This is a genomic window from Vibrio hyugaensis (genome assembly GCF_002906655.1).
Lineage (GTDB): Bacteria > Pseudomonadota > Gammaproteobacteria > Enterobacterales > Vibrionaceae > Vibrio > Vibrio hyugaensis.
Genome location: NZ_CP025795.1, coordinates 466,558 through 493,538 on the forward strand (window position 1 = coordinate 466,558; position 26,981 = coordinate 493,538).

Below are 26,981 nucleotides of genomic sequence, written 5' to 3' on the forward strand. Positions count from 1 at the left end.
TTTTTTCATTGGGAGAGAAGAAGCATTAAACGATTTAGGCTGCCAGCATTTTTTGCTCTTCTTCTAGCAGCCAACCATACCACCAACTCATGAATTCGAGAGTGACAATCGGGTAAGGGTTGTCATCGAAAGGTGTATTGTTACGGTATGCGAGTCGTCCTTTTGTGACGACTTCATCCACCAATTGAAGCCCACCATCGTCATAGTCTTTCATTAAAGTTAACCCTTTTTGTTATGCGAAAAGCTATACATTACAGAGTTCTCTAACGCTCAATACGGCATTATCAAAAGAGCCAAAATTGAAAATGCTATTATCAATTTAAAAGACAATTAAATTAGATGGTTACTTATTGTTTAACGTTAAAGAATGTCGGCTAATGAACTGAGCTAAGTCGTCGACCCTCACAGGGTTAATGAATCGAGTTCTTATTTTTATCTCGTGGTTGCGGTCAATAAAGTTATGTAGAAAGCCAAAAATGTTTGCCAGAACATTGAGACCCAATCTCGATGAGTTGTTGAAAACAAAAGGTCAGCGCTTGCGAACTGACCTTTGAAGAGGGAAGAGTGATAGAGGCTTATTGAGGCGCTTTCATCGCTTCAGATTGCTCGCCCGTCATCACGAAGTGCAACTCGCCACCCGGTTTGAACTCGGAATGGTCGAAGAAGAAGCCGTTATCCAAAGCTTTACCATTGATAGTGACAGACTTGATGTACATGTTGTCATCGGCGTTATTTTCTGTGGTGATGGTGAACGTGCCGCCTTTAACCGGAATCACTGCTTTGTCGAATAGCGGACGACCCACAGTGTAGATAGGTTCTGCCGCGTTCACTTGGTAGAAGCCTAATGCAGACATCACATACCAAGCGGACATCGCGCCTACGTCTTCATTACCAACTACGCCTTCTGGCGCAGCAAAGTACATGTCATCAAGAATGTGGTCGACGACTTGTTGTGTCTTCCATGGTTCTGCGGTCCAGTTGAATAGGTAAGGAATGTGGTGTGAAGGCTCGTTACCAAACGCAACTTGACCAATCAAACCAGACATATCCGGTGTTTCTGTGCCTTGGCTTTCTGCGGTGAAGGTTGCTTCTAGGTTTTTCTGGAACTCAGCATCGCCACCCATGATGGTCTTCAAGCCCGCGATGTCATGCGGTACAAACCAAGTCCACTGCCATGCGTTACCTTCGGTGTAGTTGCCTGTTTCGTGTTCCGTACCATATGGGTCGAATGGCGTCATGAAGGTTTCATCAATCATCACCGGACGCATAAAGCCCGTCACGCCATGTTCTGCGTATTCCGTTGGGTTGTAATCGAAGTACTTTTTGTAGCCTTTCGAGCGTTCAAGGTATTGCTCTTCCGCTTGAGTATCACCGGCTGCTTTGGCGATTTGTGCGATAGCCCAATCGTAGAACGCATTTTCCAGACCGTAAGAAACAGACTCAACCGTGTAGTCTTCAAATACTGGCTCACCATCGACACGTTGGATGGCAGGCGTGAAGCCATTTTTCTCAATGTAATCGATGTGCTTGGTTAAAGTGCGATCCAATACACCCTGATCCCAATCGGCTTGCAGTGCTGGATAGTTCTCGTAAGTCGAAGAGTCGATCGCGGCTTTCAGCGCCAGCTCTTTTTCTTGCTGAGTAAACTCTTCTGGGAACTTGGTCATCGCATCCGCAATCACTGCTACTGCTGGGTAGCCAACCATGGTGCCTGTCTCATCGCCTAAGTGCTCCCACTTCGGCAGCAAGCCGCTTTCTGTGTACTTCTGAACTAGGTTCTTCGCGTATTGCACCGCGCGGGTTGGTTCTGTGATGGTTTTCAGCGGGTGTAATGCACGTTGGGTATCCCATAGAGAGTAAACCGAGAAGTTTGGCTGTTCTTCTGTCGCTTGACCGTAAGCGATGGAGTATTCCCCTTCGCCTTCACGAATCGAGCCTTTGCCCATGCCACGGAATCGACCGTCTACATCTTGATGCACCATAGGCGCAATCTTGGTGTGGTAAAGCGCGGTGTAGAAGATCTCTTTCTGATCTTCCGTGCCGCCTTCGATAGAGAAGTTGAGTGCTTTTGCCCATTTCTCGCGTGCGTTGTTGCGCGCAGTATCGAAAGAGACATTCGCTTCGGCATCGTAGTTGTTTTCTGCACCTTGTGGATCAACCGCAGACAGCGCCACTTGCGCGTTCAACTCTTGTGAGCCTTCATCTTCAAATTCGATGTAGGCAGTGACGTCTGCTTTGACACGCTTGATGGCATTGCCTTCGTCATCGTAAATCAATTCAGAAACGTGCTCTGCCGATAGACCGTCAACAGGCTCACCATTGGCAAGGATGTAGACGTCTTTGATCTTCTTATCGAAAGTCGCATAGAAGAAGATTTTTTGGTTCTTTGCCCAGCCAGAGAAGTGCGCTGCATCGCGCTCGCCCGTGATGGTATGACCGTCTTCACTCACTGTCAGTTTGTTGCGCAGAGAGGTCGAACCCCAGTCACTGTTTAGGATGGAGTTGAGGTCTATCTTCAAACGTTGTGGTTGACCTTGTGGGTAGGTGTAGCGGTGGAAGCCGACACGTTCAGACGCAGTAAGCTCAGCTTTGATACCGTTCTCTGCAATCTTCACCGAGTAGTAGCCCGCTTCTGCCACTTCTGAGGTTTTGTCCATCTTGACCGAAATCGCTTCGCGGTAGTCGTCGCTGTCTTCGATGTACTTGGCTTTATCTTCGGTAAACGGCAGGAACAGAATGTCACCTAAACCACCCATACCCGTGCCAGAAAGGTGAGTGTGGGAGAAGCCAAATAGGGTCTTTTTATCGAAGTGGTAACCTGATGAAGAGTGCCAGCCGATCAGCTCGGTATCTGGAGAAAGTTGCACCATGCCTTCTGGTACAACAGGACCCGGGAAGGTGTGTCCGTTAAAGCCTGTCCCAATGAATGGGTCGACGTATTTTAGGTTGGAAGTATCGACGCTTGGTGAGGTGTTATCGTCGTCATCGTTGCAACCAGCCAAACCAATGACACTTGCAATCACAGCGGTCGCGATAGCGGTTTTCGTAAAGTTCATAATCTTGATTCCTTAGGCAGGAAGCGCGTCACTTCCTGCCACTGAGTTAATCTATCTGCTTATTCTTTAAACACGAATTACATAAAACGTTACTGAGCTTGAAGCGCTTCTTGCTTGTCACCCGTCATGACGAAGTGAAGCTCGCCGCCCGCTTTGATTTCGCTGTGCTTGAAGGTGAAGTTGGCATCCAGCGGTTTGCCGTTAATGGTTACAGACTTCACGTACTTGTTGTGTGGGCTGTTGTTGTCTGCGATGACTGTGAACTCGCCGCCTTCCACTGGAATGGTGATTTCATCAAACATAGGGCGACCGATGGTGTAGACCGGCTCCGCAGGCGTCACTTGGTAGAAGCCCATTGCCGACATCAAGTACCAAGAGCTCATCTGACCTACGTCTTCGTTACCAATCAAGCCAGTTGGCTCGCTGGTGTACATCTCTGACATGATGCGGTCTAGGTACTCTTGCGCTTTCCATGGCTCATCCGTTAGCGCGTATAGGTAAGGAATGTGGTGCGATGGCTCGTTACCGTGCATGTACTGACCGATGTAACCCGTTAGGTCTGGCAGCTCTTCACCTGTGTTTGAAGAACGTGCATTAAATAGCTCGTCCAAATCTTCACGGAAGGCTTTCTCTGGCGTGGTGTCTTTGCCTTGCGCCAAGTCGGCTTGATAGATTTCTTGTTTCAGGCGGTTGAAATCGTGCATTGGTTGGAACTTCCATTGCCACGCGTTCCCTTCGGTGTAGGCAAACTCGTCCACATAGTAAGGGGCGAATGGTAGCAGTGGGCATTTCTCTTTCATCACACCTGAGCCTTCAGGCCATTCAACCATTTCACACTCATCCAAACGCTCTTCATCAATTGGTTGGTTGAACTCCAAAGGCGGTTTGTTTGGTGATGAGCTTAGCGGGTGGTTTTTCGGACGTAAGAAGCCAGTTTCTGCATCCCAATGGTTAAGCCAGTTGTCGGCACGAGTCATAAACTCTTCTTGCAGTTTTACATCGCCAGCCATGCGCGCGATTTCTGCCATTGCCCAGTCGCCGTAAGCAAACTCAAGCGTGTAAGACGCACTGTTCCAATAGCCGTGATGAACAAAGCCGTTTTCTTCGTACACTTTCACTTGCACAACGTTTGCTGCGCCGATGTTGTTGTCTTCCGTCCAATCTGGGAATTCAGAAGCCTCGTGGTAACGCACCGTAAACTCAGCCGCTTCTTTGGCAAGTTGTGGGTCGATGTCTAAGCCTTTCGCCATCGCGTCAGCAATGATAGAGACCGCAGGGAAGCCGATCATGGTGCCCGTATAATGGCTGTGCAGTTCCCATTTCGGCAGAATGCCACCGTCTTCGTATTTACGAATCAGGTCGTTGGCAAACTCTTCGGCACGTTCAGGGTCGATGATGGTTTTCAGTGGATGCGCTGCGCGGAAGGTATCCCACATGGAGTACACAGAGTAGTTTGGTGTGTCGCCCGCGTCTTTTTGAATGCGGGTACGCATCGCAGGGTATTGGCCGTCGACGTCTTGGAAAATCATTGGCGCGATAGAAGCGTGGTAAAGCGCGGTGTAGAAGATCTCTTTCTGATCTTCCGTGCCGCCAGATACCATCATGCGGCTAAGTTCTTGGTGCCATGCGTCGTTGGCTTGAGCGCGCGCAGTATCAAATGACACGTCTTTCGCTTCTGCTTCTAGGTTCTTCTCTGCACCTTCTGTGCCTGTTGGTGACAAGCCTACTTGGATTTCTAGCGGTGTTGATGATGCTGCGAATTCTAAGTAAGCGATGGTTTTCACTGCGTCGATGTTGTCGTTGTTTACATCGATTTCCGTTTCTGCGCCGTCAACTAGAGCAATGGCTTTGACGATAGGTTGGTTGAAGGTGGCGTAGAAGTACACGTGCTGGTTGTTCGCCCAGCCGTTCGAGCTACGTAAACCGCGGATGGTGTAAGCGTCGATGAACTCTAAATCACCCTTCATGGTGCGGTTGTTGAAGTGACCTTTGTTGAGGGTGTGGTCTAAATCGAACTTGATGTGTGGCGTAGTGCCTTCTTTGAAGGTGTAGCGGTGGAAGCCAACACGTTGCGTGGTAGTTAGCTCGGCTTTGATTTCGCCTTTGTTCAGTTCAACCGCGTAGTAGCCTGCTTCTGCGGTTTCGTTGTCTTTATCGAACGTGTTGAAAACGGCGTTTTCTTTCTTGGTAAAAGGCAGAACTAAGATGTCACCAAGGTCGGTAATGCCTGTGCCAGAAAGGTGAGTGTGGGAGAAGCCATACACTGGGATCTCAGTCAGCTTGCCGTGGTCGAAGTAACCGGCAGCAGAGCCCCAGCCTTCCATTTCGGTATCAGGAGAAAGTTGTACCAAACCGTAAGGCACAACCGCCCCTGGGAATGTGTGACCATCTGCACCAGTACCAATCAATGGGTTGACGTATTGGGTTAGTGTGGTGTCGAGGGATGGAGTACCAGATTTGCTGTTGTCGTCATCACTGTTACAACCAGCAAGACCAAACATGGCAGCGAGAATAGCGGTAGAGATAAGGGTTCTTTTTAGTTTCATTTTTATGGTTCCACTGAAGTGAAGTTTTTTAGGGGGCTAGATGCCCCCTTTCGTTATTTGGATGGGTGTCGGCTACTGCGCTTTCATCGCTTCAGATTTGTCTGAAGTCATGACGAAATGCAGCTCACCACCGTCTTTCAAATCGCTGTGCGCGAAGCTGAAGTTGTCACTCAATTGTTTGCCGTTGATGGTCACCGACTTCACGTAGATGCTCTCTTGGCTGTTATTTTCTGAGGTGATGGTGAATTTACCGTCCGCGACTGGAATCACGGCTTTGTCGAACAGAGGACGACCGATGGTGTAGCTTGCTTCGCCCGGTGTGACTTGGTAGAAGCCCAATGCAGACATCACGTACCACGCCGACATCTGACCGACGTCTTCGTTACCAATCAGACCTTCATGCGTTGGGTGGTAGAACTCGTTCATCGCTTGATCGACGATTTCTTGTGTCTTCCAAGGCTCTGCCGTCCAGTTGTATAGGTAAGGCACGTGATGATCAGGCTCGTTACCCATCACGAACTGACCGATGTAGCCCGACATATCGTGTGATTGGCTCGTATCAGCGTTGGAGTCCGCATTAAACAGCGCATTCAAGTTGGCTAAGAATGCCGCTTTGCCTTGTTCGGTTACGTTTTCAGGAAGAGAGAAGTCAGTACGGTCGATGTGCTCGCCACCCATCACGTTAGCCAGACCGTTCAAGTTGTGCGGTGCAAACCATGTCCATTGCCATGTGTTGCCTTCGGTAAAGTCTTCACCACGGTGCTCGGCGCGGTAAGGCCAGAACACATCGCTTTCGTTGAGTGCTTTGCGGTCTTTACAGGCGTTGTAGTCCATACCGTCTGGGATAGACAGCGCCATGTTCTCGTCCAAACATTCGGCTTTCAGGTTGTTTGCCCAAACCTTGCTGCCGCTGTTCATGTAAGCCGGACGCATAAAGCCCGTTGCACCCAATGCGTTGCCTTTGGTGTCTTGCAGTTTGCCGTATTGTTCTGGGTTGTAATCGAAGTAGTTCTTGAACGATTCTGAGCGTGCCATGTAGCGGTCGTACTGTTGGTCATTGCCCGCAAGTTTAGCGATCTGAGCGATACACCAGTCGTAGTAAGCGTTCTCAAGACCGTAAGACACCGACTCGTTCACGAGCTCGTCGTACTTATCGACTTTCAAGCCTTCCACGTAACCCGGTTTGTCACCAGAATCCGGTGCCCATTTGGTGTTGGCTGGAATAAAGCCGACGTCTTCTTGGTAGTCGTTATGACGTGTCATGACCGTGAAGCGTTTGTCACCGTTCCAAGCATCTTGGTAAGGCACCCAGCTCTCTGTTTTATCAAGGTTGAAGTTGACTGTTTCGTCAGCAGCTTTCAGTGCTAAATCAAACTCGGCAGCAGTAAAGGCTTCTGGGTGTTTGACCATGATATCGGCTATAACCGAAACTGCAGGATGACCGACCATTTCACCAGTGTAATCCGAGTGCAGTTCCCATTTTGGCAGTACGCCGCCCGTTTGGTATTTGTTCAATAGATCGCGTGCGTGCTCAATCGCGCGGTCTTTATCGATGATGGTTTTCAGTGGGTGTGCGGCGCGGAAGGTATCCCACATTGAGTACACTGAGTAGTTCACTAAGCCATCTTCTGCTTGGTGCACTTTGCCATCCATGCCACGGTATTTGCCATCCACATCTTGGTATAGGAATGGAGCAACAAACGTACGGTAGAGCGAGGTGTAGAACATGGTTTTGTCGGCTTTGTTGCCGCCTTCCAGTTCAAACTCGCCAAGGATATTTTCCCAAGCCACGCGGTTTTGTTGTACGACATTGTCGAAATCCCAGCCGTTAGTGTCTGCTTCTAGGTTTTTCAATGCGCCGTCAACACCAGTGCCAGAAATCGCTACCTTGACCACCAATGGCTCATCGCTTTTACCAAAGTTCAAATGAGTCAGGACATCGTTTGCGCGTTTTGCCAAACGTTCTGGGTCAGGTTCTGGTTCGCCCGGCATTGGTTTGTGCTCTGCGTAACCACGGTAATCTTCTAATCCGACTTCGGTAGCGTCAGTTGGAGTCAGTTTGCTCTCAGAAGCCAGCTTGGTGTACAGGTTCTCTTCAATGATTGGATCAGAGAATTCTGCCGCGAAGAACACGGTTTGCCATTGACCCCATTCGTTTGAGGTACGCGCGCCTACGACTGTGGTGTCGTTAACGCGTTTGTAGTAGATGCTGCGAGAGTGGTTACCGTATTGTTCCAACAGTTCGTGTTGAAGATCGATACGTACTTTGCGATCTTCACCCGGCTTAAAGGTGTAACGTTGGAACGCCACGCGGTCGGTTGCCGACAGCTCAGCTTTTACGCCAGTTTCTACAAGGTCAACCGAGTAGTAACCAACCTCTGCCACTTCCGAGCTTTTATCCATGGTCACGGCATCAGTATTGAAGCCTGTGTATGGCAAGAAGGCGAAGTCGTTTAAGTCGCCTTTACCTGCGCCGGAAATGTGGGTCATTGAGAAGCCAGAAAGCAGGCTGTGTACAGGATCGTATTCAACAGGTGAGCCTTTGCCATTCCAACCGTTTGGATCGAAGTTATCTGGTGACGGTTGAATCATACCTTCTGGCATGACTGGAGAAGGGTTAACGTTGCCGAGACCTTTAGTGCCGATCAAGGTATCAACGAATTCCAAAGTAGGGGTAGAGATAACAGGAGTTTCTGGATCAGAGTCGCTGCCACAACCAGCAAGACCAAGCATGGCGGTTAACACTGCAGTAGAAAGTAGGGTTCTTTTTAGTTTCATTGTTTCTATTCCACGAGAAAAGGGGACACGAGGCCCCCTCAAAATCATTATTCGCCTAGGTTGGCTTGCATTGCTTCAGACTTGTCAGCCGTCATTACGAAGTGCAGTTCGCCGCCTGCTTTGAATTCGCTGTGCTGGAAGGTGTTGTACACATCCAGAGGCTTACCGTTGATGGTCACTTCTTTGATGTACATGTTGTCTGGACCGTTGTTCTCAGCCGTTACCGTGAACGTGCCAGAACCAATGTCTACCGTCGCTTTGTCGAAGATTGGACGACCGATGCTGTAGGTTGGATCGGTTGGCGATATTTGGTAGAAGCCCAGTGCTGACATCAAGTACCACGCCGACATTTGACCTACGTCTTCGTTACCGATGATGCCGTCTGGTGTCGGTTTGTAGAACTGGTCGTAAACTTGGTCTAGGTATTCCTGCGCCTTGTAAGACTCTTCAGTACGGTTGTACAAGTAGATGACGTGGTGCGAAGGCTCGTTACCGTGAATGTACTGACCGATGTAGCCTGTCATGTCTTGGTGCGCTTCGCCGCCATTTGGATCGGCAGTAAATAGGTTGTTCAGCTTGTCGTTCAGACCTTGAGTGCCGCCCATGATTTCAGTCAGCTTGTCTAAGTCTTGCATGAACGCCCATTGCCACTGCCACGCGTTCCCTTCTGTGTAGTAGAACGCGTCAGACTTGTAAGGGTCGAAGTCAGTTGAAGCGTATTTCAGCGCACATGGGTCGCCTTCTTTCAATTCTGTTGGTACGAAGAAGCCCGTGCCGTCTGCGTTACCTGCTTTTGCATCCCAGTGTTTCAAAGAGTTGTAAGAACGAGCTTTGAACTCTTCATACGCGTCCATATCGCCAGCGGCTTTCGCCATTTCTGCGATCGTCCAATCGTAGAATGAGAATTCCAACGAGTACGACACTGAGTTCCAGTTCGGGTAACGAACACACTGTTCTTTCTCGTGGTAGTTCAACTGACCTGCCATGAGTGAGCTTAGGATGTCGTCATGAATCTGTGGGTACTCATGCGGTGTGTAGCGAGCGGATTTCACTGAAGCCGTGTAAGCTTGCTCTGCATCAATCAAGCCTTTGGTCACCGCATCGCCCAGAATCGCTGCCGATGGGTAGCCGATCATGGTGCCGGTTTCTGAGCCATGACCTTCCCATTTCGGCAATAGACCAAACTCGTCGTTGGATTTACGAATCAAGTCTTTCACGTATAGCGTTGCTTGATCGGGGTCGATGATGGTCCACATTGGGTGAACCGCGCGGAACGTATCCCACGTTGAGTAAATCGAGTAGTTTGGTGTGTCGCCATCTTTCAGTGTGCGCACTGTGCCAAGCATATCCACGTATTGACCATCCACATCGTAGAACTCGATTGGCGCGATCATCATGTGGTACATACCTGTGTAGAAGTTGGTTTTCTCTGCTTCTGTACCGCCTTCCACTTTGATTTTTGCTAGCTTCTCAGCCCACGCGTATTCTGCGTCTTCTTTTACTTTTGCTAGGTCGAAACTTGGTGCTTCTGCTTCTAAGTTTTTCTGTGCACCTTGCCAGTTAACTGGAGAGATACCGACGCGGATTTCAATTGGCTCTTCGCCTGTGCCGAAGTTTAGGTAAGCCGTCAGATCATCGCCTGAGTAAACCGCACCATTACGCATTTCGCGCGTTGGTTCTAGGTCTTGTTCGCCTAACAGTGCTTTGGCGATTGGTTGGTTGAATTTCGCGTAGAAGAAGATGTCCTGACCTTGGTGATCTTGCCCTTGGAACCAGCCTGTTGATGTTTTACGACCGCGAATGGTGTATTCGTCCACCACTTCTACTTTGTTCTTCAAAGACTTGCCGTTGTTGTTCATTAGGGTATGGCCCAAATCGAACTTCACGTTGCGGTCTGCGCCATCAGCAAAGGTGTATTTGTGCAAGCCAACGCGTTTGGTTGCGCTCAGTTCTACTTCGATTTGGCCTTGGTTCAGCTTGGTTTTGTAGTAGCCTGCGCTTGCTTCTTCATTGGCTTTGTCGAAAGAGTTCAGCTGTGTGTTCGCCATGTCTGCATATGGCAGAACCAAGATGTCGCCTAAGTCCGTTGCGCCTGTACCTGAAAGGTGAGTATGGGAGAAGCCGTACAGCGGAACGTCAGTGTTAACTACTTCGCCAGTTTCGTAGTTGGATGAATCCCAGTAGCCAGAAGCTGAGTGCCATGGGTTAAGTCCTGATTCGTGATCAGTGTTAGAACCGATGAAAGTATCGGGAGACAGTTGAACCATACCTGCCGGTACCGTCGCGCCCGGGAATGTATGACCAGAAGCCGCTGTGCCGATCATAGGATCGACGTATTTCAACACCGCGAGATCAACAATTGGATCGCCCGGCAGTGAAGAGGAAGAATCGTTGTCGCTGTTACAGCCAGTCAAGCCACCCGTCAGACCAACCAGGATAGCCAAAGAGATAAGATTACGTTTAAACATGTGCATACCGTTTTGTCGTTATTCGTATATAAAAAAGTGTTTATAAGAGACTGCTTATAAAGTTTGCTTGTAGGGATAGCCGGGAGATGCGCTCCCCCGGCTGAGTTGTCGCTATTGGGATTAACGAGAACCTGCTGGCATCTCGTCTTCATGCAAGAACTCACCGATGCCTTGTGCTGGTGGAAGATCTTGCTCTAGAGAGCCCCAACGTTGATTTGGTTTGTCGCCCATCACGAACTCCAACTCACCGCCGTACATGATTTCGTCATGAGTCAGGTAAGTACGGTTGAAGTCTTTGCCGTTGTAGCGAGCCGATTGAATGAAGATGTTTTCGCGGCTAACGTTCTTCGCGGTAACCGTGAATTTCTGGTTGTTACCGACATCGATAGACGCGCTGTCGAACAGCGGAGTACCGATTTCGTAGATGCCAGAAGAAGCGTTCACTGGGTAGAAACCAAGCGCACGGAACACGAACCACGCAGAGAGCGTGCCGAAGTCGTCGTTACCACAAATGCCGTCAGCGGTGTTCTTGTAGCAAATGTTGGTTGCTGCGGCGATGGCTGCCTGACCTTTCCAAGGTTGACCTACGTAGTTGTACAAGTACGGCACGTGGATATCTGGTTCGTTACCTTGTACGTGCTGACCAACGTTACCTGTGTTGAACACTGGGAATTGGTTGTCGCCTGCGTTGCGGTCTGGGTAAGTTGACCAGTACTCATCCAAGCGAGCTGCGAACAAGTCACCGCGTTCTGCTTCAGGGTTTTGTGTCTTGTCGAAGCGTGTCATCAGGTCAATCAAGCCATGAATGTCGTGCTGAACACTGAACGAGTATTGCCAGCCGTTCGATTCAGAGAATGCCCTGTTGAACATGTCTGGACGCCAGTCTTTACCCACAGCGCGACCAGTGATTGGGTCTACCCAACCTGCGTCGATAAACTCGCCATCGTAGTCACGAGCTTTGAACCAACCTTGGTATTGCTTACCACCGAAGTCGAATTGCGCTTGCCAGTTTTTAGAACGGTTAGCGAACTCGGTGTAGCGTGGATCTTCTTCACCGAAGACTTCTTTGAGCGATTGTGCGATTGCCCAGTCGTTCATTGAGTATTCAAGCGAGTAAGATGCTGTCCAAGAGTCTTTAAATGGTGAGTGACCGCCGTAAGAATCTGGTGGAGTGTCGTGCAATTGCGCTGGCACGTAACCTTGTTCTTCGTACTCTTTGATCCATGCTACGCCTTGGCTCGTTGCGGCGCGCGCGTCTGTGATCATCGCTTCAACTAAACGTTCTTTAACGTCTTTGCGCTCTGCTTCTGTGAAGCCAAGATCAATCATGCGTTTTTCTAGTGAGCCTTTCGACAACACATCATGAATCACAGGCGTTGAGTGCATGCCCATCATCATGCCTGTTTCGTTGCCTTTGAATGTCCACTCAGGCAGGCGACCTTTGCGCACGTTGCCTTTGTCATCCACCCATTCTTCTTCGGCGTAAGACAGCATAGACAGCACCACGTCAGCTAGGCGATCAGGTTCAAGAATCGAAGACAGCGGTTGAACCGCGCGGTAGGTATCCCACAACGAGAAAGTGTCGTAGCGCGTGAAGTCTGCTTTGCCATCTTTGTTGGCATCGGCAGTGCGGATTGACTCTTTCAGCGTATCAATCTTATCGCCCCAAGGTGTGTTGCCATCTGGGTAAGCGTTACGACCTTGGTGAACTTGGCGGTAGCGACCATCTAAGTCAGAGTGAATGGTTTGACCTAGGTACGAGTGGTACATCGCGGTGTAGAACGTCTGTTTGTAATCTTCGTCGCCAGAGACTTGGATCTTGCCGAGTTCGTCTTCCCATTTCTTCGTTGCCGCTTCGCGTACTTGGTCGAAGTTCATGCCAGCAACTTCTGTCATGTTAAGAGAAGCACCAGACTTGCCGTTCTCGCCAATCTCAACGTTTGATAGCGCCAATTTAGCTTCAACCGTTAAACCGTCTTTGGATGTGTCGAACTCTACGTAAGCGCGTGCGTATTGGTACTTGCCGCGTGTTTCGTTACCGATTTCTGTAATGCCTTCTGGCACGTCCATGTAACGACCTTGCTCTTTATCGTAGTAAGCAAAGCGAACGTTTTTGATTGGTTGGTCGAATTCCATCACGAAGAATTCTTTTTGGCTTGGTGCCCAACCATCTGAGAAACGGTGACCTTCTAGACGGTTATTGTCTTTGTCCCATTTCAAGTAAGAATCTGAGGTGTAGTCCCAGTTAATTTTGAAGCCAGTGTTCACGATGATTTCTGACTTCTCATCACGAGGGAAGGTGTAGCGGTGTACACCAACGCGATCAGATGCCGTCAATTCAGCTTTGATGTCGTAATCCAATAGATCGACTTTGTAGTAGCCTGCTGTCGCTTGCTCGTCACGATGTTGGAAGCGAGACGCTTCTAGGTTTAGCGTTGCCGAACCTTCATCAATCATGTAATCCGAACGCGAGTTGATTGGCATGACGAGAATGTCGTTCAAGTCGCCAGCACCTGCTCCGGAAAGGTGGGTATGAGAGAAACCGGAAGTACGAGCGTCGTGGTAGTAGTAGCCTGAAATGTATTCCCAGCCGTTAGAACCGTTGTTTGGAGAAAGCTGCACCATGCCGTGTGGTGTGGTTGCACCAGGGTAGGTGTTGCCTAGGTTACCTGTGCCAATGAATGGGTTGACGTAGCGTGTTACGTCCATATCGGCGAAATCTACCGGGATGTGAACACCCATGTCGATTTCAGGTGTTTCTGGGTTTGGCTTGTCATCACAGTCGCCATCGCCAACTGGAGGACATACTGGCTTGCCGCCGTCAGGAATATCCGGTAGTGCAGGGTTGGTGTCACCGCCTTCATAAATGTTGGTTGTGTCGTCGTTACAGCCAGTCAGACCGACTAGACCACTGAGAACTGCGCAAGCGAGTAGGGAAGGTTTGAATTTCATTTTTAAAGCCTTGTAAATTGTAGGGTTATATAATTAAAAAAATCAGGGGTATTACTAAAACTTAAAAACTTGAAATAGAGCCCTTTGGGGGAAAGGGCTCTTAGGGGGAGGAGCTTAAGGTTTAAGCTTTCACAAGAGTCGCTGCGTTACGCATCGCTTCTTTCGTTGAACACTCAACAACGTTTGCTTTTGCAAAGCGGTGAGCGTCTTTTACTTGGATATCGTGAGCTAGAATAACCAGCTTCGCGTTTGCTACATCTAGGTCAGTGATGCGGTTCTGGATACCGTTTTGACCTTGAGTTTCTACTTTGATTTTCAGACCCGCTGCCGCACCTGCTTTCTCTAGTGCTTTCGCTGCCATGAATGTGTGTGCTACGCCAGATGGGCAACATGTTACTGCTACGATGTCGTACTCGCCTTCGCCTGCTGCTGAAGCCGCTTGAGCTTGTGCAGGTGCTGCTTCTGCGATTTCGTCTTCTGCTTCTTCTTCAGCAACTGGTTTCCAGAAGCCAACGATAACTGCTGTTGTTAGAGAGCCTAGTGCGATACCCACAACGTACATTGGGATGTTGCTTGATACAGGTGCTGTGATTAGACCGCCCCATGGTGCGTGTAGTAGTACGTCTGTTAGGAAGCCGAACACACAGCCAACGATACCACCAGCAACGATTGAAGGAAGAACGCGTACAGGGTCGTTTGCTGCGAATGGGATAGCACCTTCAGAGATACCGATAGAACCCATGATTGCTGCTGCTTTACCTGCTTCTTGCTCTTGCTTAGTGAACTTCTTCTTGAATAGGAATGTTGCTAGTGCCATACCTAGAGGAGGCGTACAGATTGCGATACCAACACCACCCATTAGCCATGGTTGAGTATCAACTTGAGTTTGAGCGAATAGCGTTGCTACTTTGTTGATTGGACCGCCCATATCGAATGCAGTCATACCACCAAGAATCGTACCTAGAACCACTTTAGAAGCGCCAGCCATAGAAGCTAGGAATTCGTTCATAGACGCCATGAAGATCTTGATTGGCTCACCGATACCCCATAGAACGATACCTGCAGAGATAAGCGTACCTAGTAGAGGGTAGATGAAGTAAGCGCCCAACGCAGTCATGTTAGCAGAAAGAGGGATCTTCTTAAGTTGGAATACCACACCACCTGCGATGAAGCCCGCTACGATACAACCAAGGAAGCCGCCGCCCATGTCAGCCATGATGCCAGAAGAGATCATCGCTGGTGCTAGAGCTGGTTTGTCTGCAATTGAGTAACCGATGAAGCCACCAAGAATAATTGGGAACAGCACCAGACCTTTAATACCGATATTAGAAATATCAGCTAATAAACCGTCCGCAGGAACCGCACCTTTACCTGATGCCATTACCGCCAGCGCCAGTAGTACACCACCCGCAACGATAAATGGAAGCATGTGAGAAGTACCGAATAAAAGGTGACCTTTCATGGTACTTAGGATTTTTTTGAAATCGCTATTATTACTAGCTTGAGCTGTGATTGTACTCATAATTTCACGCCTTATGAATTAATTAAAATATTTAGTATTTGGTTTTCGTCTTTTGCGTTATGAATATCTTCAATAAACTCTTCGCTAAATTTGCCGAATAATTCTTGAAGAACATAAATATGGTGGTCGGCACCGTTATCTGGTGAGGCAATCATGAAGAATACGGTCGGTTTGACTCCCTCTTCGTCGCCATACTCGATGCCTTCGCGCTTTACGCCAACAGCGATTGCAGGCTCTGTCACCGCTTTGCTCTTTGAGTGTGGGTAAGCGATGCCGTCCATTGAAGTCACGCTTAATGCTTCACGTGCTTCGATGTCGGTTAAAAAAGCCTCTTTGCTGCTGATTCGATTATTTTCGAATAGCATTTGTGCTAGATCTTCAAAGACTTCTTTTTTATTATTTGCTTGAAGGTTGCCTTTAATTAAATTGACGTTTGTTAGTTCTGTAATCATTTTTTGACTCATTGGTACTGAAGTAATGAGGCAAATTTAATTAATGTTACGGTTTTCTGAAATAGTAAAAAAAAATCCAATAACTATATTTTTGTATCACTGAGAGCTAAGTGTGATAGAAGTCATTAATATCAATGAGCGAGAAGGGAATTAGTATTGTGACTTATATTCCATTTATTTTGAAATTAATAATTAAGCTTGAAAATAAACGAGAAGGGAATCAAATATGGTTCAATTTTGCTATAAAAAAGAGGCTTTGTGCTAAAGCCTATCTATACCCACGTAACCTCGAGATGCTAGGTTCAGCGAGAATGACTTGGTTTGTAGACGCGGCGCCGATTTAAAGGTCTAGTGGGTCTAAATCAAGAATCGGCAACAAAGTATGCAAGCCAAGGCAACTCGCCCTTCGGGAGCGTGTCATTGACCCGATTGCTGCGTCAAACAACTTGGAAAGAGCTGGCTATTACGCTGCGTTGTTTTCCTTGAACTCGACTCAATGACAACGCTCTGAATCCTACATCTTGAAGTCACTTGGGTATAGTAACCCTTTTATTAACTTAATTTTCTATCTCTTTGAGAAAAGACATAAAGCGAGCAGGACTCTTGTTTTGTGCGTTTGTCGGGCTCAATGGTACAGGCTGTTCGTTGGCAATAGATTCGCATCACGCTCCGTTGCCACTGAACGGAATGACGGTTTAGTAGAGCTGACTGTGAACTTAGCTAGTTTCTCCCCTTGATACACATTGGCGAATGTAAGCTCCGAATTTGAAGCCAAGGGGAGGTTAGGAAGGGTTGTTACGCTGGATTTAGCTTATCCATTAAGACGGATTTTTGTACTTATGCAGCAAATCTAACGGGATATGGCAGTAGTCGTTTGGAAAGTGCGTGAGTCTGTCTTGGTGCTCATCATCACTTGGCACATAGTTTGTGAGTGGCAGTACTTCTACGGCGATCTTCTCAGCATCCGGTCTTGCTGCGATAAACGCTTTAGCAATTGCTAGGTGTTGTTCGTTTTGGCTATAGACACCAGTACGGTACTTCTCACCTACGTCCTCACCTTGCTTGTTAACACTGTGCGGGTCGATGATCTCAAACAGATACCCCATTAAAGTTTCAACCGACACTTGTGCAGGGTCGAACTGGGTTTTCACGCATTCGGCGTAGCCATCGTATTCGTATTGAGTGTTATCCGTCGTGCCATTTGCTCGTCCTGCTTCGGTGCTGATTACGCCCGGAAGGTGGCGCATAAATTCTTGAACACCCCAAAGGCAGCCGCCTGCAAAGTAAATTTCTTCCATCATTCTGTCCTGAAAAACTTTGCGCCATTATGGGCATCACTTTCATTCAAACACAACTCCAACCATAAAACAGGAACAACTCAGAAGTGATTTGCTCTCTTTTTTGTGCTGCGTTTCCTCGTTAGATTGAACGCAGTTAAGAGCTAGGGGGAATCCTAATGAAAATAGAACATATCGCGATTTGGACTGAACGTTTGGAAGAGCTAAAAGCCTTCTATGAGAAATACTTTAACGCGGTGTCTAACGATAAATACCACAACCCAACTAAGCAGTTTTCATCTTACTTTCTTTCGTTTGAAAGTGGTGCACGATTGGAATTAATGTCGATGGAAGGTGTGACCGCTTGTGAAAAATCTCATGCGATGCAGGTAACGGGGTTGGCACATTTTGCCTTCGCTCTAGGATCAGAGCAGGCAGTGGGGCAATTGACCAAAACCTTAGTGGGTGATGGCTACCAATGGATCGATGGCCCGAGAAAAACAGGTGACGGTTATTATGAAAGCTGCGTGCTAGATCCGGACGGCAACCGTCTTGAGCTTACGGTGTAACGCGACTTAGCTTATTGGTTTGCTTGACAAGCGGGTTACTGAGTTATGTATCGAGAACATTCATTTTAATACCGCTTCCTTAGGCATTGACGGCTTGAGCCAAGACACGGGCTTTACTAGCCCATGTCTTGATTCAAGCAAATTCGGGCAGTTCTACCCGCCCTGGATCGGAAAAACGAGAGACATTAACCAACTAAGCCGCGTTTGCCTTACGTTTTGCAAGCATCGCAGCCGGTGAAAATCCGGTGACCAACATAGTACCGCTAAGAACCAGAATCGTACCTATGATGGTGTTAAAACCAATCGGCTCATCCAAAATCAAATAACCCCACAAAATACCAAAGACTGGTACGAGGAAAGTGACAGTCAGTGCTGAAGCTGGGCCAATATCAGAGACTAAGCGGAAGTAGAGCAAATAAGCGAGACCTGTACATACTACTCCGAGTGCGACTACTGAGCTCCATTCAAAGCTGCTTGGATCTGCACGCATTGGTAAAAATGGCAGCAAAGGAAGTACCCAAATCACCGCCGCCCACATACTACCGTGTGCATTATCGAAGGCAGGCACTTGCGGCGCATTCTTAGTGTAGTTGGTCGCAATACCATAGCTGAAAGAAGCCATTAAACTCGCCCCAATAGGGAAAATGGTCTCTTTGCCGATGGTTGATGAATCCAAGCCGACAAGGACGGCGACACCGCTAATACCTACCACCATACCTAGAATCGCCTTTGCGGTTAACGGGCTGCGATACCACACAAAACCAATTAAGGCGCCCCATATCGGTGCCGTTGAATTGAGAATGGCTAAGGTAGATGCATTCAGTGTTTGAGCGGCGTAGGCAAAAAGCAGAAACGGCACCGCACTATTAAACAAGCCAATAATGAAAAAGTGCTTGATGTGTTTGGTGAAGGCGAGCTTCTTTTTGAGGTAGAGGGCGATCGACAGCAACGATATTGCCGCAAATGCTACTCGAAACTCGATTAAGTAAGCCGGTCCGAAGGTGTTGGCAGCGACTCGCATGAACAGAAATGAGCCGCCCCAAATAGCTGCGAGGCAGAGTAAGCGAAAAAAAACTGGCTGCGGTCATAATATGTCCTTGGTCGAGGTCTAGCGCCTCATTGATTAATTGTTGTGCTAACAGTGAATTAAACCAAGGATGATATCAACCAGAAATACAATGCTCATTCCGAAAGTGACTGGGGAACTAATAGCCCTCAAACCACACTCCGAACTCATTGCCGTTTAGTCGCGTTAGGTGAAAATGACATCTAATCCTTTGTATAAACGTTCAAGCATCGCTTTTGAGTCTAAAAAACAAAAGAGGTACATGGCAAAGTGCGTTTTATGTATACCCAAGTAACCTCGAGATGCTTAGTTCAGCGAGAATGACTTGGTTTGCAGACGCGGCGACGATTCGAAGATCTAGTGGCTCTAAATCAAAAATCGTCAACAAAGTATGCGAGCCAAGGCAACTCGCCCTTTGGGAGCTTGTCTCTGAACCGATTTCATCGTCGAACCTCTTGGAAGTAACCAGTTATTACACCGCGATGCTCTCCTTGAACTCGAATCAGTGACAAAGCTCTGAAACCTGCATCTTGAAGTCACTTGGATATATATCAAATAACATAACTCATTGCTTTTGTATGTTCTTGATTGTTTGTAAGAATATTCATATTTTCAGATGTTTATAGTGAAGTTCAAGATTATTATTTTCTAATGGTAATAGTATCCACTGCAATTTTTACCTAAAGGCAACTGCGGGTAGCTTAGGCAGAGCGAGAATAGAGAAGATATATTATGAATGGTAGTATAAAACAGAGTGTTTTAAAGTGGATATTAGCCTTTATTACGGTAAGTTTATTGTCCGCTTGTAATGGTAGTAATAGTGATACTTCTAATAATAGTAATAGTGGTTCTGATGATACTTCTGTAAAATTACTAATTAACGGAAAGCATGAAGAAGTAAATCTTTATGTTGGTCAAGAAGTTTCGGTCGAGGTTATTTCTTTAGATAATGATACAGGAGAAGAGTCATCTATCCCCTTAAGCGATGTTGATTTCGAATACCAAAATGTTGCGTTCGATATTGTAGCTGAAACCGGTTCTCTGATTACGAAAAGTAAAACTGAACAACCTGTAACAGTGATAGCTAAATATAATTCGGTTTCCTCAAATCCTATTTCTGTAAGTGTATTATCTTCACCTGTCGCGGCATTTAGTTTAACGCCTTTTGAGTTGACGTTACCAGTAAGTTTTAAGGAAAAACTTATCGCGACAGTGTCATATTCGAATGGGCTGACAAGAGAGCTAATGTCAGAAGAAGTGAATTGGAACATCTCTGATGAAAGCATTGTATCTATAGTCGATGGTGAGGTCATTGGTAAAAGCGTCGGCTCGGCAGTGGTGACTGCAGAGTATGAGGGGGAATCAGCTCAAACGAAAGTTACCGTAACAGATGCGATGCTAGATTTTATTGTAGTCGCTAGTGAAAGCGACAACAGACCCCTTCCATTGCTAATCGAATCCGCTATTGGTGTATCAGCTGAAATAGTAACGCTTGGTATTTTCTCTGATGGTCATGACCGTGTTTTGGAGGAAGCGACTTATCAGATTGAGGGGGCTTCTGTAGAGCGTAAAGGTAATATTTTTAGTACCGTAACAGAGGGGATGTCTTATGTCACAGCCAAATATCAAGATATATCAAGTTCAACTGTTGTAGTTGCAGCGAGTGACGAGAACGTCGCTTCAGTGTCTATTGTTACACCTGATATTGGCCACCACAAAATGGTGATGGACAGGCCATTGCAGCTTACTGCTCAGATGACTTGGGGAGAGTTAACTGAATTTGAGGTCACTGATGTTGCGACATGGGAAGTCATTGTTGGACATGAAGTGGTCAAAGTGTCTAGTGATGGATTAGTAACAGGCCTGAAGGTGGGTGAAGCTGTCGTTCAAGCATCGCTTAACAGCAACCTAGTGGCAACTACGTCAATTGTTGTAAGGGACAGTGCGTTAAATCACCTTACCATTAGCCCTGAAAACGTCAAATTGGCGGTAAGTGAAAGCACAGAGTATGAAGTTACCGCTCACTTTGATAACGGCAATAGCATGATGTTATCTGCAGAAGAGTATAGCTTAACGGTTGATAAGCCCGCGTTAGTCTCTGTTTCTCAGAATACCGTGACTGCACTTGAAGAAGGGGAAGTCGTTGTAACTGCTACGTTGAAAAGTGATCCTCAATACCAAGCTTCTGCATCAATAAACATATTGTACAAAAAAGCAAGTGCAGTAGTCGTGACATTAGAGCAAGAAGCCATCTCAAAAGGTGAGGGTACTGAGGCGAGTGTAATCGTCAAATATACCGATGGAACAGAAAGGCTGTTAGATAATAATAACCTTATTTGGTATTCGTCTGATACTAGTGTTGCGACAGTCGTCAATGGATATATTACCGCCAGTGGAGATTTAGGAACGACAGACATAACTGCAACGTATCAAGGTACCATGAGTGACCCAGTTCAGTTGAAAGTCGAGGAACGTCAACTTGAACGTATTGATTTAAATCTTGACGACGTGACCCTGTCAGTTGGTGGTCAAAAAACATTAACCGTGCAAGCGACTTACAATGGAAGTGAAGAGAGTGTTGACAACCGTAATATAGTATGGAGTTCAACCGACCCAACTATAGCGACAGTTAACGGCGGTGTGATTACCACTAAGGCTGTCGGTACCGCAACGATTGAAGCAAGTTACACGCACAATTTTGTCACTAAGACTGCGTCGGTGATCGTAAACGTTGTATCCAATATTACAGGTGTGAAAATTTCTGCAGATAAACCCTCTTTGATTGAAGGTGAAACGGAAGCCAAAATATCTATCATGAAAGTCGGTAGTTTGGGTGAGGAAATTCCGGTTCTTCAAGAAGATAATATAACGTGGACTAGCCAAGGTACCGTTAATTTCGATGAAAACAGTATGACCGTAACTGGTAATAGTGGTGGTGAGGGAACGTTGCAAGCGTTTTACATAACGCCGACAGGTGAGATCCATAGTAATGTTCTAGATTTTACCGTTGCATCTGCACCTGCTATAGAAGTAGAAGGAGGTTCTCTAAATAATATTAAAATTGTAGCGATTACAGATATACCAGCAATGGAAGGTAACACTGCTCGTTTCCAAGCGATTGGTGTTTATAATGTTGATGGTGTTCTGGTCAATAGGGATATATCGAATTTAGTTAATTGGAATGTAAATGGCAATATTAAGTTTTCCCCTAGTAACGAGGTAGGTGAGTTTTACTTTGAGGAAGAAGGTGAGGAAAGTTTAAGTATTCGTTATGGTGATTTTGAACATAGCATAAATATAACGGTTGCCTCCCCAATTCCTGTTAATTCGAGAAGCGTTGAAATCGGAAGAGAGACGGTACGTGGTGGACAAAATGTAAAGTTACCAGGTAAAGGAGTCGTAGATTTAAATGTAACGCTGCATTATGAAGATGGCAGCAATGCTATTGATAACAGTATGGTGTGGGAAGTCTTACCTCAAGATTCTAGTGTCGCACTAGTCGGTAACAAACTTCATATTCAGGAAGATAATATTAACTTTACGCTGAACGGCTACAGTACCAACGTTGTGGATGGTAATGTTGAGCTAGGCAGCACTCCAGTCACGAGCTTTGATGTTGAAGTAGGTGGAGTCGATATGACTCTCACGAATGTTGAATTACAGTTAGCGCGAGCGAATTACAAAGTTGGCGATAAAATTCAATATACGTTGTATAAAAACTACGCTTCCGGTCTAAGAGATAAGGTTACTGATCTCTCATCTGTCACTTTTTATGGTGCTATGCTAGATAGCAATTCTTTAGGTGAAGCACTGATAATCAAGGCGTTATCTGGTGAGGTCTATGCAAAGCTGAATGACATAGATGAAGTAACCAACTCTGTGGCTATTGAAGTTACTTCTGACAAAGTTACAAGCTTAACACTCACTGCACTAAACTCGGATCTCGACAACTATCTGATTACTGACAGCGGTTATCAATTTAATATCTATAGCCAAGTAGATAATGGGCTTAGCGAGCCTTGTATGACTTGTACTATTAGCGTGAGTAATATCACTGGAGTGCCTCTAGGGGCAGACTATTATGCCGTCGAACAAACAGACTCTAGCTCTACTGCCAAAGTGAGCTTTCTCCAATCAGGTACGTATTACGTTAAGGCTGTTTCTTCTGACGGGCTAGTTAACTCGGATGTTATTGAAGTCACCGTTCCAGATAATCCAATATATTCGATTGAACTTGATATTGAGCCAATAGTAAGTACCTTTTTAGGTGATCACATTAAACCTAATGTGACGGTTAGCTATACTGACGGCCAAACTCGAAAAGCTGGTTCAGTTACGTACAGCACAACATCTAACGATTTAATCGATATTCAAGGTGATACGCTTTACCCTATTAAATCTGGAAGTCTGGAGTTAACTGCTTATTATAAAGGCTTGAGTGTTACCAAAAATATAGTATTGCAAGTTGAAGAGGTTGTAACGGTACAAAACACGACTCTTCATTTTTTACGAACAAATTCTCTAGGTGAATTAATTCTTGATGCTTACCATAAACCTTATATAACGATGACTTTAAGTAATGCTACTACAATCACTTACCCATATGAGGATGTTGCATGGACGATAAAGTCTTCTGAGTTGCCTTATGAGCAAACATTACAAGGTTTTAGATTCTTTTATAAGGAAGAATACTTCAATGAATACGCATTCACTGAGTTTGTTGGAAGTATCTACTTCAATGGTGAACTTTATCAAGCGGAGAGAAAAATTAGTGCAGATAGTAGAATTACCTCTGGTTTATGGATAGGCACAGGGGACTGGAGTAAAGTCGATGAAATTAAAGTTGGAGAAAGCGTTGAATTAATCATCAGGCGAGGTTTTCATCTATTAGATCATGACGTCTACTATGACCTTTTGAGTGGCACGAAAGCTGCGCCGAGTAACAACAACGTTAAAATATTAAGTGAAAATGACTATGGTCTTGTTTTAGAAGGAGAATCTGTAGGACCTGTAACGGTGTATTTCTATTCTCAATATGGTGAATTTCTGGATAGTGAAGACTTCAACGTAGTTGAGTAACTATGGATATAGGCTAATGTGCTTGGAAATAAAAAGTACAGCAGCCTATATCAATAAGGCTTCGAATGGAAAAATTAAAGGAAGCGGTAAGTGACTTAATTTAGGTCTACACTGTGCTTTAATTGTTGCCATAGTTACTGTCGAGATGAATTAATAATGGGTGAGCATTATTGCTCACCTTTATTTGATTAATCAATATTCACCTTTATTCTTCGATAAATAATGGTTTCTTAATCTAATTTACAAATAAAAATGAAATTTAAAAAATCTGATTTTAATACTTCGTTCATTATTTTGAACGTCATTTCTATGAATGTTGCATCTTTGTTTTTAAGGTCTTATGAACCGGTTAATGGGTTGATTACCAGTTACCCATTAGAGTCTATTATGCTCGCACTAATATGGTTTGCAGCTGTTGTTATAATGATGAGAGTGGCTATAGAGCGAGGGAGGTTACTCAAGTCTAATGTATTGCATAGCGCAATTTTTATATCAATGTCATTTACATCAATATACATATGTATGACTTCTTTCTAGTAAATTAATAATGGCAACCTAAGCACCTCTAGCTTGCCATTTACAATTTGAATTTCAAACTTATAAAATAAAAGTGAAAATAAAAATTCAGAATCATACAATTTCAATTAAAGGATGAATATATGAAAAAATAACTTATCAGATGATGACGGGTTTGACTCTCTTAAAAGAGCGAGAGCTTATGGGTATAGTGGAAGGTGATAAACCAACGCTTTAAAATTTTCATGTTTTACTCATCATTAATTAATGACTTTCAGACCATACCGCAAACTCGTTCCCGCTTGGTTCAGTGAAATGAAAACGGCAACCACCGGGGAATTCAAAAATCGGACGAATCACTTGTCCACCGAACTTCTCAACTTTGGCTAACGTAGCGTGAATATCCGAGCTATAGAACACAAGCAGAGCCGCGCCCTTTGCGGTTTGGCTGGCCTGTTCTGCTACATAAAAGCCACCATCCAATCCTTGACCAGAAAATGCGCTGTACTCAGGACTATAATCAACGAAACTCCACCCAAAAACTTGCTCGAAAAACTGCTTGGTTGCGCTGATGTCTGGCGTGCCGAACTCAACGTAATTTAACTTTTCATGTTGATGCATCATGGTGTCCTTTTGATCGTAGTGTTTTTTGTCAGTGTAATGATTCTTCCGTTGAGATTCTCGAACCGAGTCTATACCCAAGTAACCTCGAGATACTTGGTTCAGCGAGAATGACTTGGTTTGCAGACGCGGCGGCGATTTGAAGATCTAGTGGCTCTAAATCAAAAATCGTCAACAAAGTATGCGAGCCAAGGCAAATCGCACTTTGGGAGCTTGTCACTGAACCGATTTCATCGTCGAACCTCTTGGAAATAACCAGTTATTACACTGCGATGCTCTCCTTGAACTCGAATCAGTGACAAAGCTCTGAAACCTGCATCTTGAAGTCACTTGGGTATATAATTTATTAATCAGGTTGATGAAAATTAAGAGGTCTCATAGATTATCCCTATCAAATCTATCGTTATTTCCCATTAAACAAATGTAATCATTAAAGATATATTCTTTTTGGGCAGAAAAGAGCTTTTGAAAATCCATTGACCACTCGACTGGTTAAATGGTTTGCACGCATTGGAGAGCAACCATGCAGATGTCAAAAAGCTTTTTATTAATTACAGTTGGTTTAGCCAGCACATCTCTACAGGCGCAAACCCTGACAAGAGACAATGGTGCACCAGTCGGTGACAACCAGAATTCCATCACAGCAGGTGAAAACGGTAGTGTATTGTTGCAAGACGTTCATCTGATCCAAAAATTGCAGCGTTTTGCTAGAGAACGTGTTCCTGAGCGTGTTGTACATGCTCGTGGTACGGGTGCTCATGGTGAATTTGTTGCATCTGGTGATTTTAGTGACTTAACGGTTTCCGCTCCTTTTACTAACAAAGGAAAGGTAACTCCTGTTTTCGTTCGATTTTCGACCGTTATTCACTCGAAAGGCTCACCAGAGACACTTCGTGATCCTCGTGGTTTTGCCACTAAATTTTATACTGAACAGGGTAACTGGGATCTGGTAGGGAACAACCTGCCTGTGTTCTTCATCCGCGATTCGATTAAGTTTCCAGATATGGTGCATTCTTTAAAACCGTCACCGGTAACGAATGTACAAGACCCAAATCGATTTTTTGATTTCTTCAGTCACGAGCCGAGTGCGACCAACATGCTGACTTGGGTTTACAGTAACCTAGGTACGCCAGCGAGCTACCGCACAATGGATGGCTTTGGCGTTCACGCTTACAAGTGGATTAACCAGCAAGGTGATGTGAACTATGTGAAGTTCCAGTGGAAGAGCCAGCAGGGTATTGAAAGTCTTCGTCCTGATGAAGTAGTAGCAATGCAAGGTAAAGACTTCAATCATCTAACTAATGATCTCTATAAAGAAATTGGGCGTGGTAACTACCCTAAGTGGGATCTTTACGTGAAGGTATTGTCGCCAGAAGCCTTGAGCAAGCTGGACTACAATGGCCTTGATGCAACCAAAGTGTGGCTCAATGTACCGGATCAAAAAGTTGGCACAATGACATTGAACCGCCTACCAGAAAATTTCTTTTTAGACACTGAACAGTCGGCATTTGCGCCTTCGAATCTGATTCCTGGTATTGAACCGTCGGAAGACCGTTTGCTACAAGGTCGTTTGTTCGCTTATGCAGATACACAGTTGTACCGTGTGGGTGTGAACTTGTTCCAACTGCCAGTAAACCGTCCTGCAGCATCAGTGAACAATCATAACCAAGATGGATTGAGCAACAACGCGAAGAAAGGCAATGGTGATGTGAACTACGAACCAAGCCGTAAATTGGCGCTGGCAGAAGATACGCAATTTAAAGTGGTTGAAACCAAGTTGGTTGGCACTGTTCAACAAAAAGCGATCAGCAATCCTCGCAACTTCTACCAAGCGGGTGTGTTGTACCGCAGCATGAACGAGCAAGACCAAAGCGATTTGATTGCCAACTTAGCGGGTGACCTGAACAAGGTGATGGATAAAGACGTTAAGGAAACCATGGTGAGCTACTTCTATCGCGCAGATAAGGAGTACGGTTCGCGCCTTGCTGAAGCGACCGACACTAATCTCACGCAAGTGAAAAACAAAGCGATGATGTAAGCATTAAGTTTTGACCTGCGGGAGATTTATCTGCTCTTTTC

General features: G+C 45.9%; 14 protein-coding genes and 1 pseudogene. 4 read left to right on the plus strand and 11 right to left on the minus strand.

Features of this window, described 5'->3' with window-relative positions; translation table 11 throughout:
• Positions 1-34: 34 nt before the first annotated feature.
• From C1S74_RS19355 to C1S74_RS19400, 9 genes are all read right to left on the minus strand, one after another.
• A complete protein-coding gene (locus C1S74_RS19355; RefSeq protein WP_045396994.1) occupies positions 35-214 on the minus strand; it encodes a hypothetical protein in 180 nt (59 codons plus the stop codon).
• A gap of 361 nt (positions 215-575) precedes the next feature.
• Positions 576-3,056 (minus strand): GH92 family glycosyl hydrolase, encoded by a 2,481-nt coding sequence (locus C1S74_RS19360; protein WP_045396997.1) that lies wholly within the window; start codon positions 3,054-3,056, stop codon positions 576-578.
• An 89-nt stretch (positions 3,057-3,145) separates the two neighbouring features.
• Positions 3,146-5,602, minus strand: coding sequence for a GH92 family glycosyl hydrolase (locus tag C1S74_RS19365; RefSeq protein ID WP_045397000.1), 2,457 nt, complete (start codon positions 5,600-5,602; stop codon positions 3,146-3,148).
• Positions 5,603-5,674: 72 nt separating this feature from the next.
• The gene (locus C1S74_RS19370; RefSeq protein ID WP_038894441.1) at positions 5,675-8,380 is read right to left on the minus strand and encodes a GH92 family glycosyl hydrolase; all 2,706 of its coding nucleotides are present in this window, start codon (positions 8,378-8,380) and stop codon (positions 5,675-5,677) included.
• 47 nt (positions 8,381-8,427) lie between these two features.
• Complete coding sequence (locus C1S74_RS19375) at positions 8,428-10,848, minus strand: GH92 family glycosyl hydrolase (protein ID WP_045397004.1); 2,421 nt, start codon at positions 10,846-10,848, stop codon at positions 8,428-8,430.
• Positions 10,849-10,968: 120 nt separating this feature from the next.
• Positions 10,969-13,800, minus strand: a complete 2,832-nt coding sequence (locus tag C1S74_RS19380) for a GH92 family glycosyl hydrolase (protein WP_045397007.1) — start codon at positions 13,798-13,800, stop codon at positions 10,969-10,971.
• Positions 13,801-13,921: 121 nt separating this feature from the next.
• The gene (locus tag C1S74_RS19385; RefSeq protein WP_045397009.1) at positions 13,922-15,322 is read right to left on the minus strand and encodes a PTS fructose transporter subunit IIBC; all 1,401 of its coding nucleotides are present in this window, start codon (positions 15,320-15,322) and stop codon (positions 13,922-13,924) included.
• An 11-nt stretch (positions 15,323-15,333) separates the two neighbouring features.
• Complete coding sequence (locus C1S74_RS19390) at positions 15,334-15,774, minus strand: PTS sugar transporter subunit IIA (RefSeq protein ID WP_045397012.1); 441 nt, start codon at positions 15,772-15,774, stop codon at positions 15,334-15,336.
• Between the two features lie 818 nt (positions 15,775-16,592).
• Positions 16,593-17,072: a peptide-methionine (S)-S-oxide reductase gene (locus C1S74_RS19400; RefSeq protein WP_045397016.1), complete on the minus strand. Its 480-nt coding sequence runs from the start codon at positions 17,070-17,072 to the stop codon at positions 16,593-16,595.
• Positions 17,073-17,230: 158 nt separating this feature from the next.
• Between C1S74_RS19400 and C1S74_RS19405 the strand changes: the two genes are divergently transcribed.
• Both C1S74_RS19405 and C1S74_RS26915 read left to right on the plus strand, forming a co-directional pair.
• Positions 17,231-17,620, plus strand: coding sequence for a VOC family protein (locus C1S74_RS19405; RefSeq protein ID WP_045397019.1), 390 nt, complete (start codon positions 17,231-17,233; stop codon positions 17,618-17,620).
• Positions 17,621-17,654: 34 nt separating this feature from the next.
• A pseudogene (locus C1S74_RS26915) lies at positions 17,655-17,816 on the plus strand (DNA-binding transcriptional regulator YciT); the annotation flags it as partial.
• Here C1S74_RS26915 and C1S74_RS19415 read toward each other — a convergent pair.
• The gene (locus tag C1S74_RS19415; RefSeq protein ID WP_244184861.1) at positions 17,814-18,641 is read right to left on the minus strand and encodes a DMT family transporter; all 828 of its coding nucleotides are present in this window, start codon (positions 18,639-18,641) and stop codon (positions 17,814-17,816) included. The pseudogene C1S74_RS26915 and the gene C1S74_RS19415 overlap by 3 nt on opposite strands.
• Positions 18,642-19,418: 777 nt before the next feature.
• On the opposite strand from C1S74_RS19415, the gene C1S74_RS19425 reads away from it, so the two are divergent.
• The gene (locus C1S74_RS19425; protein WP_156145313.1) at positions 19,419-23,765 is read left to right on the plus strand and encodes an Ig-like domain-containing protein; all 4,347 of its coding nucleotides are present in this window, start codon (positions 19,419-19,421) and stop codon (positions 23,763-23,765) included.
• 780 nt (positions 23,766-24,545) lie between these two features.
• Here the strand turns inward: C1S74_RS19425 and C1S74_RS19430 are convergent.
• Positions 24,546-24,902 (minus strand): VOC family protein, encoded by a 357-nt coding sequence (locus C1S74_RS19430; protein WP_045397027.1) that lies wholly within the window; start codon positions 24,900-24,902, stop codon positions 24,546-24,548.
• Between the two features lie 523 nt (positions 24,903-25,425).
• On the opposite strand from C1S74_RS19430, the gene katE1 reads away from it, so the two are divergent.
• Positions 25,426-26,940, plus strand: coding sequence for a catalase KatE1 (katE1, locus tag C1S74_RS19435; protein WP_045397029.1), 1,515 nt, complete (start codon positions 25,426-25,428; stop codon positions 26,938-26,940).
• Positions 26,941-26,981: the final 41 nt, after the last annotated feature.

Excerpts from the sequence above, each read along its gene's own strand:
- C1S74_RS19355 (WP_045396994.1), bottom strand. The coding sequence starts at position 214 with ATGAAAGACTATGACGATGGTGGGCTTCAATTGGTGGATGAAGTCGTC.
- C1S74_RS19360 (WP_045396997.1), bottom strand. The coding sequence starts at position 3,056 with ATGAACTTTACGAAAACCGCTATCGCGACCGCTGTGATTGCAAGTGTC.
- C1S74_RS19365 (WP_045397000.1), bottom strand. The coding sequence starts at position 5,602 with ATGAAACTAAAAAGAACCCTTATCTCTACCGCTATTCTCGCTGCCATG.
- C1S74_RS19370 (WP_038894441.1), bottom strand. The coding sequence starts at position 8,380 with ATGAAACTAAAAAGAACCCTACTTTCTACTGCAGTGTTAACCGCCATG.
- C1S74_RS19375 (WP_045397004.1), bottom strand. The coding sequence starts at position 10,848 with ATGTTTAAACGTAATCTTATCTCTTTGGCTATCCTGGTTGGTCTGACG.
- C1S74_RS19380 (WP_045397007.1), bottom strand. The coding sequence starts at position 13,800 with ATGAAATTCAAACCTTCCCTACTCGCTTGCGCAGTTCTCAGTGGTCTA.
- C1S74_RS19385 (WP_045397009.1), bottom strand. The coding sequence starts at position 15,322 with ATGAGTACAATCACAGCTCAAGCTAGTAATAATAGCGATTTCAAAAAA.
- C1S74_RS19390 (WP_045397012.1), bottom strand. The coding sequence starts at position 15,774 with ATGATTACAGAACTAACAAACGTCAATTTAATTAAAGGCAACCTTCAA.
- C1S74_RS19400 (WP_045397016.1), bottom strand. The coding sequence starts at position 17,072 with ATGGAAGAAATTTACTTTGCAGGCGGCTGCCTTTGGGGTGTTCAAGAA.
- C1S74_RS19405 (WP_045397019.1), top strand. The coding sequence starts at position 17,231 with ATGAAAATAGAACATATCGCGATTTGGACTGAACGTTTGGAAGAGCTA.
- C1S74_RS19415 (WP_244184861.1), bottom strand. The coding sequence starts at position 18,641 with ATGCGAGTCGCTGCCAACACCTTCGGACCGGCTTACTTAATCGAGTTT.
- C1S74_RS19425 (WP_156145313.1), top strand. The coding sequence starts at position 19,419 with ATGAATGGTAGTATAAAACAGAGTGTTTTAAAGTGGATATTAGCCTTT.
- C1S74_RS19430 (WP_045397027.1), bottom strand. The coding sequence starts at position 24,902 with ATGCATCAACATGAAAAGTTAAATTACGTTGAGTTCGGCACGCCAGAC.
- katE1 (WP_045397029.1), top strand. The coding sequence starts at position 25,426 with ATGCAGATGTCAAAAAGCTTTTTATTAATTACAGTTGGTTTAGCCAGC.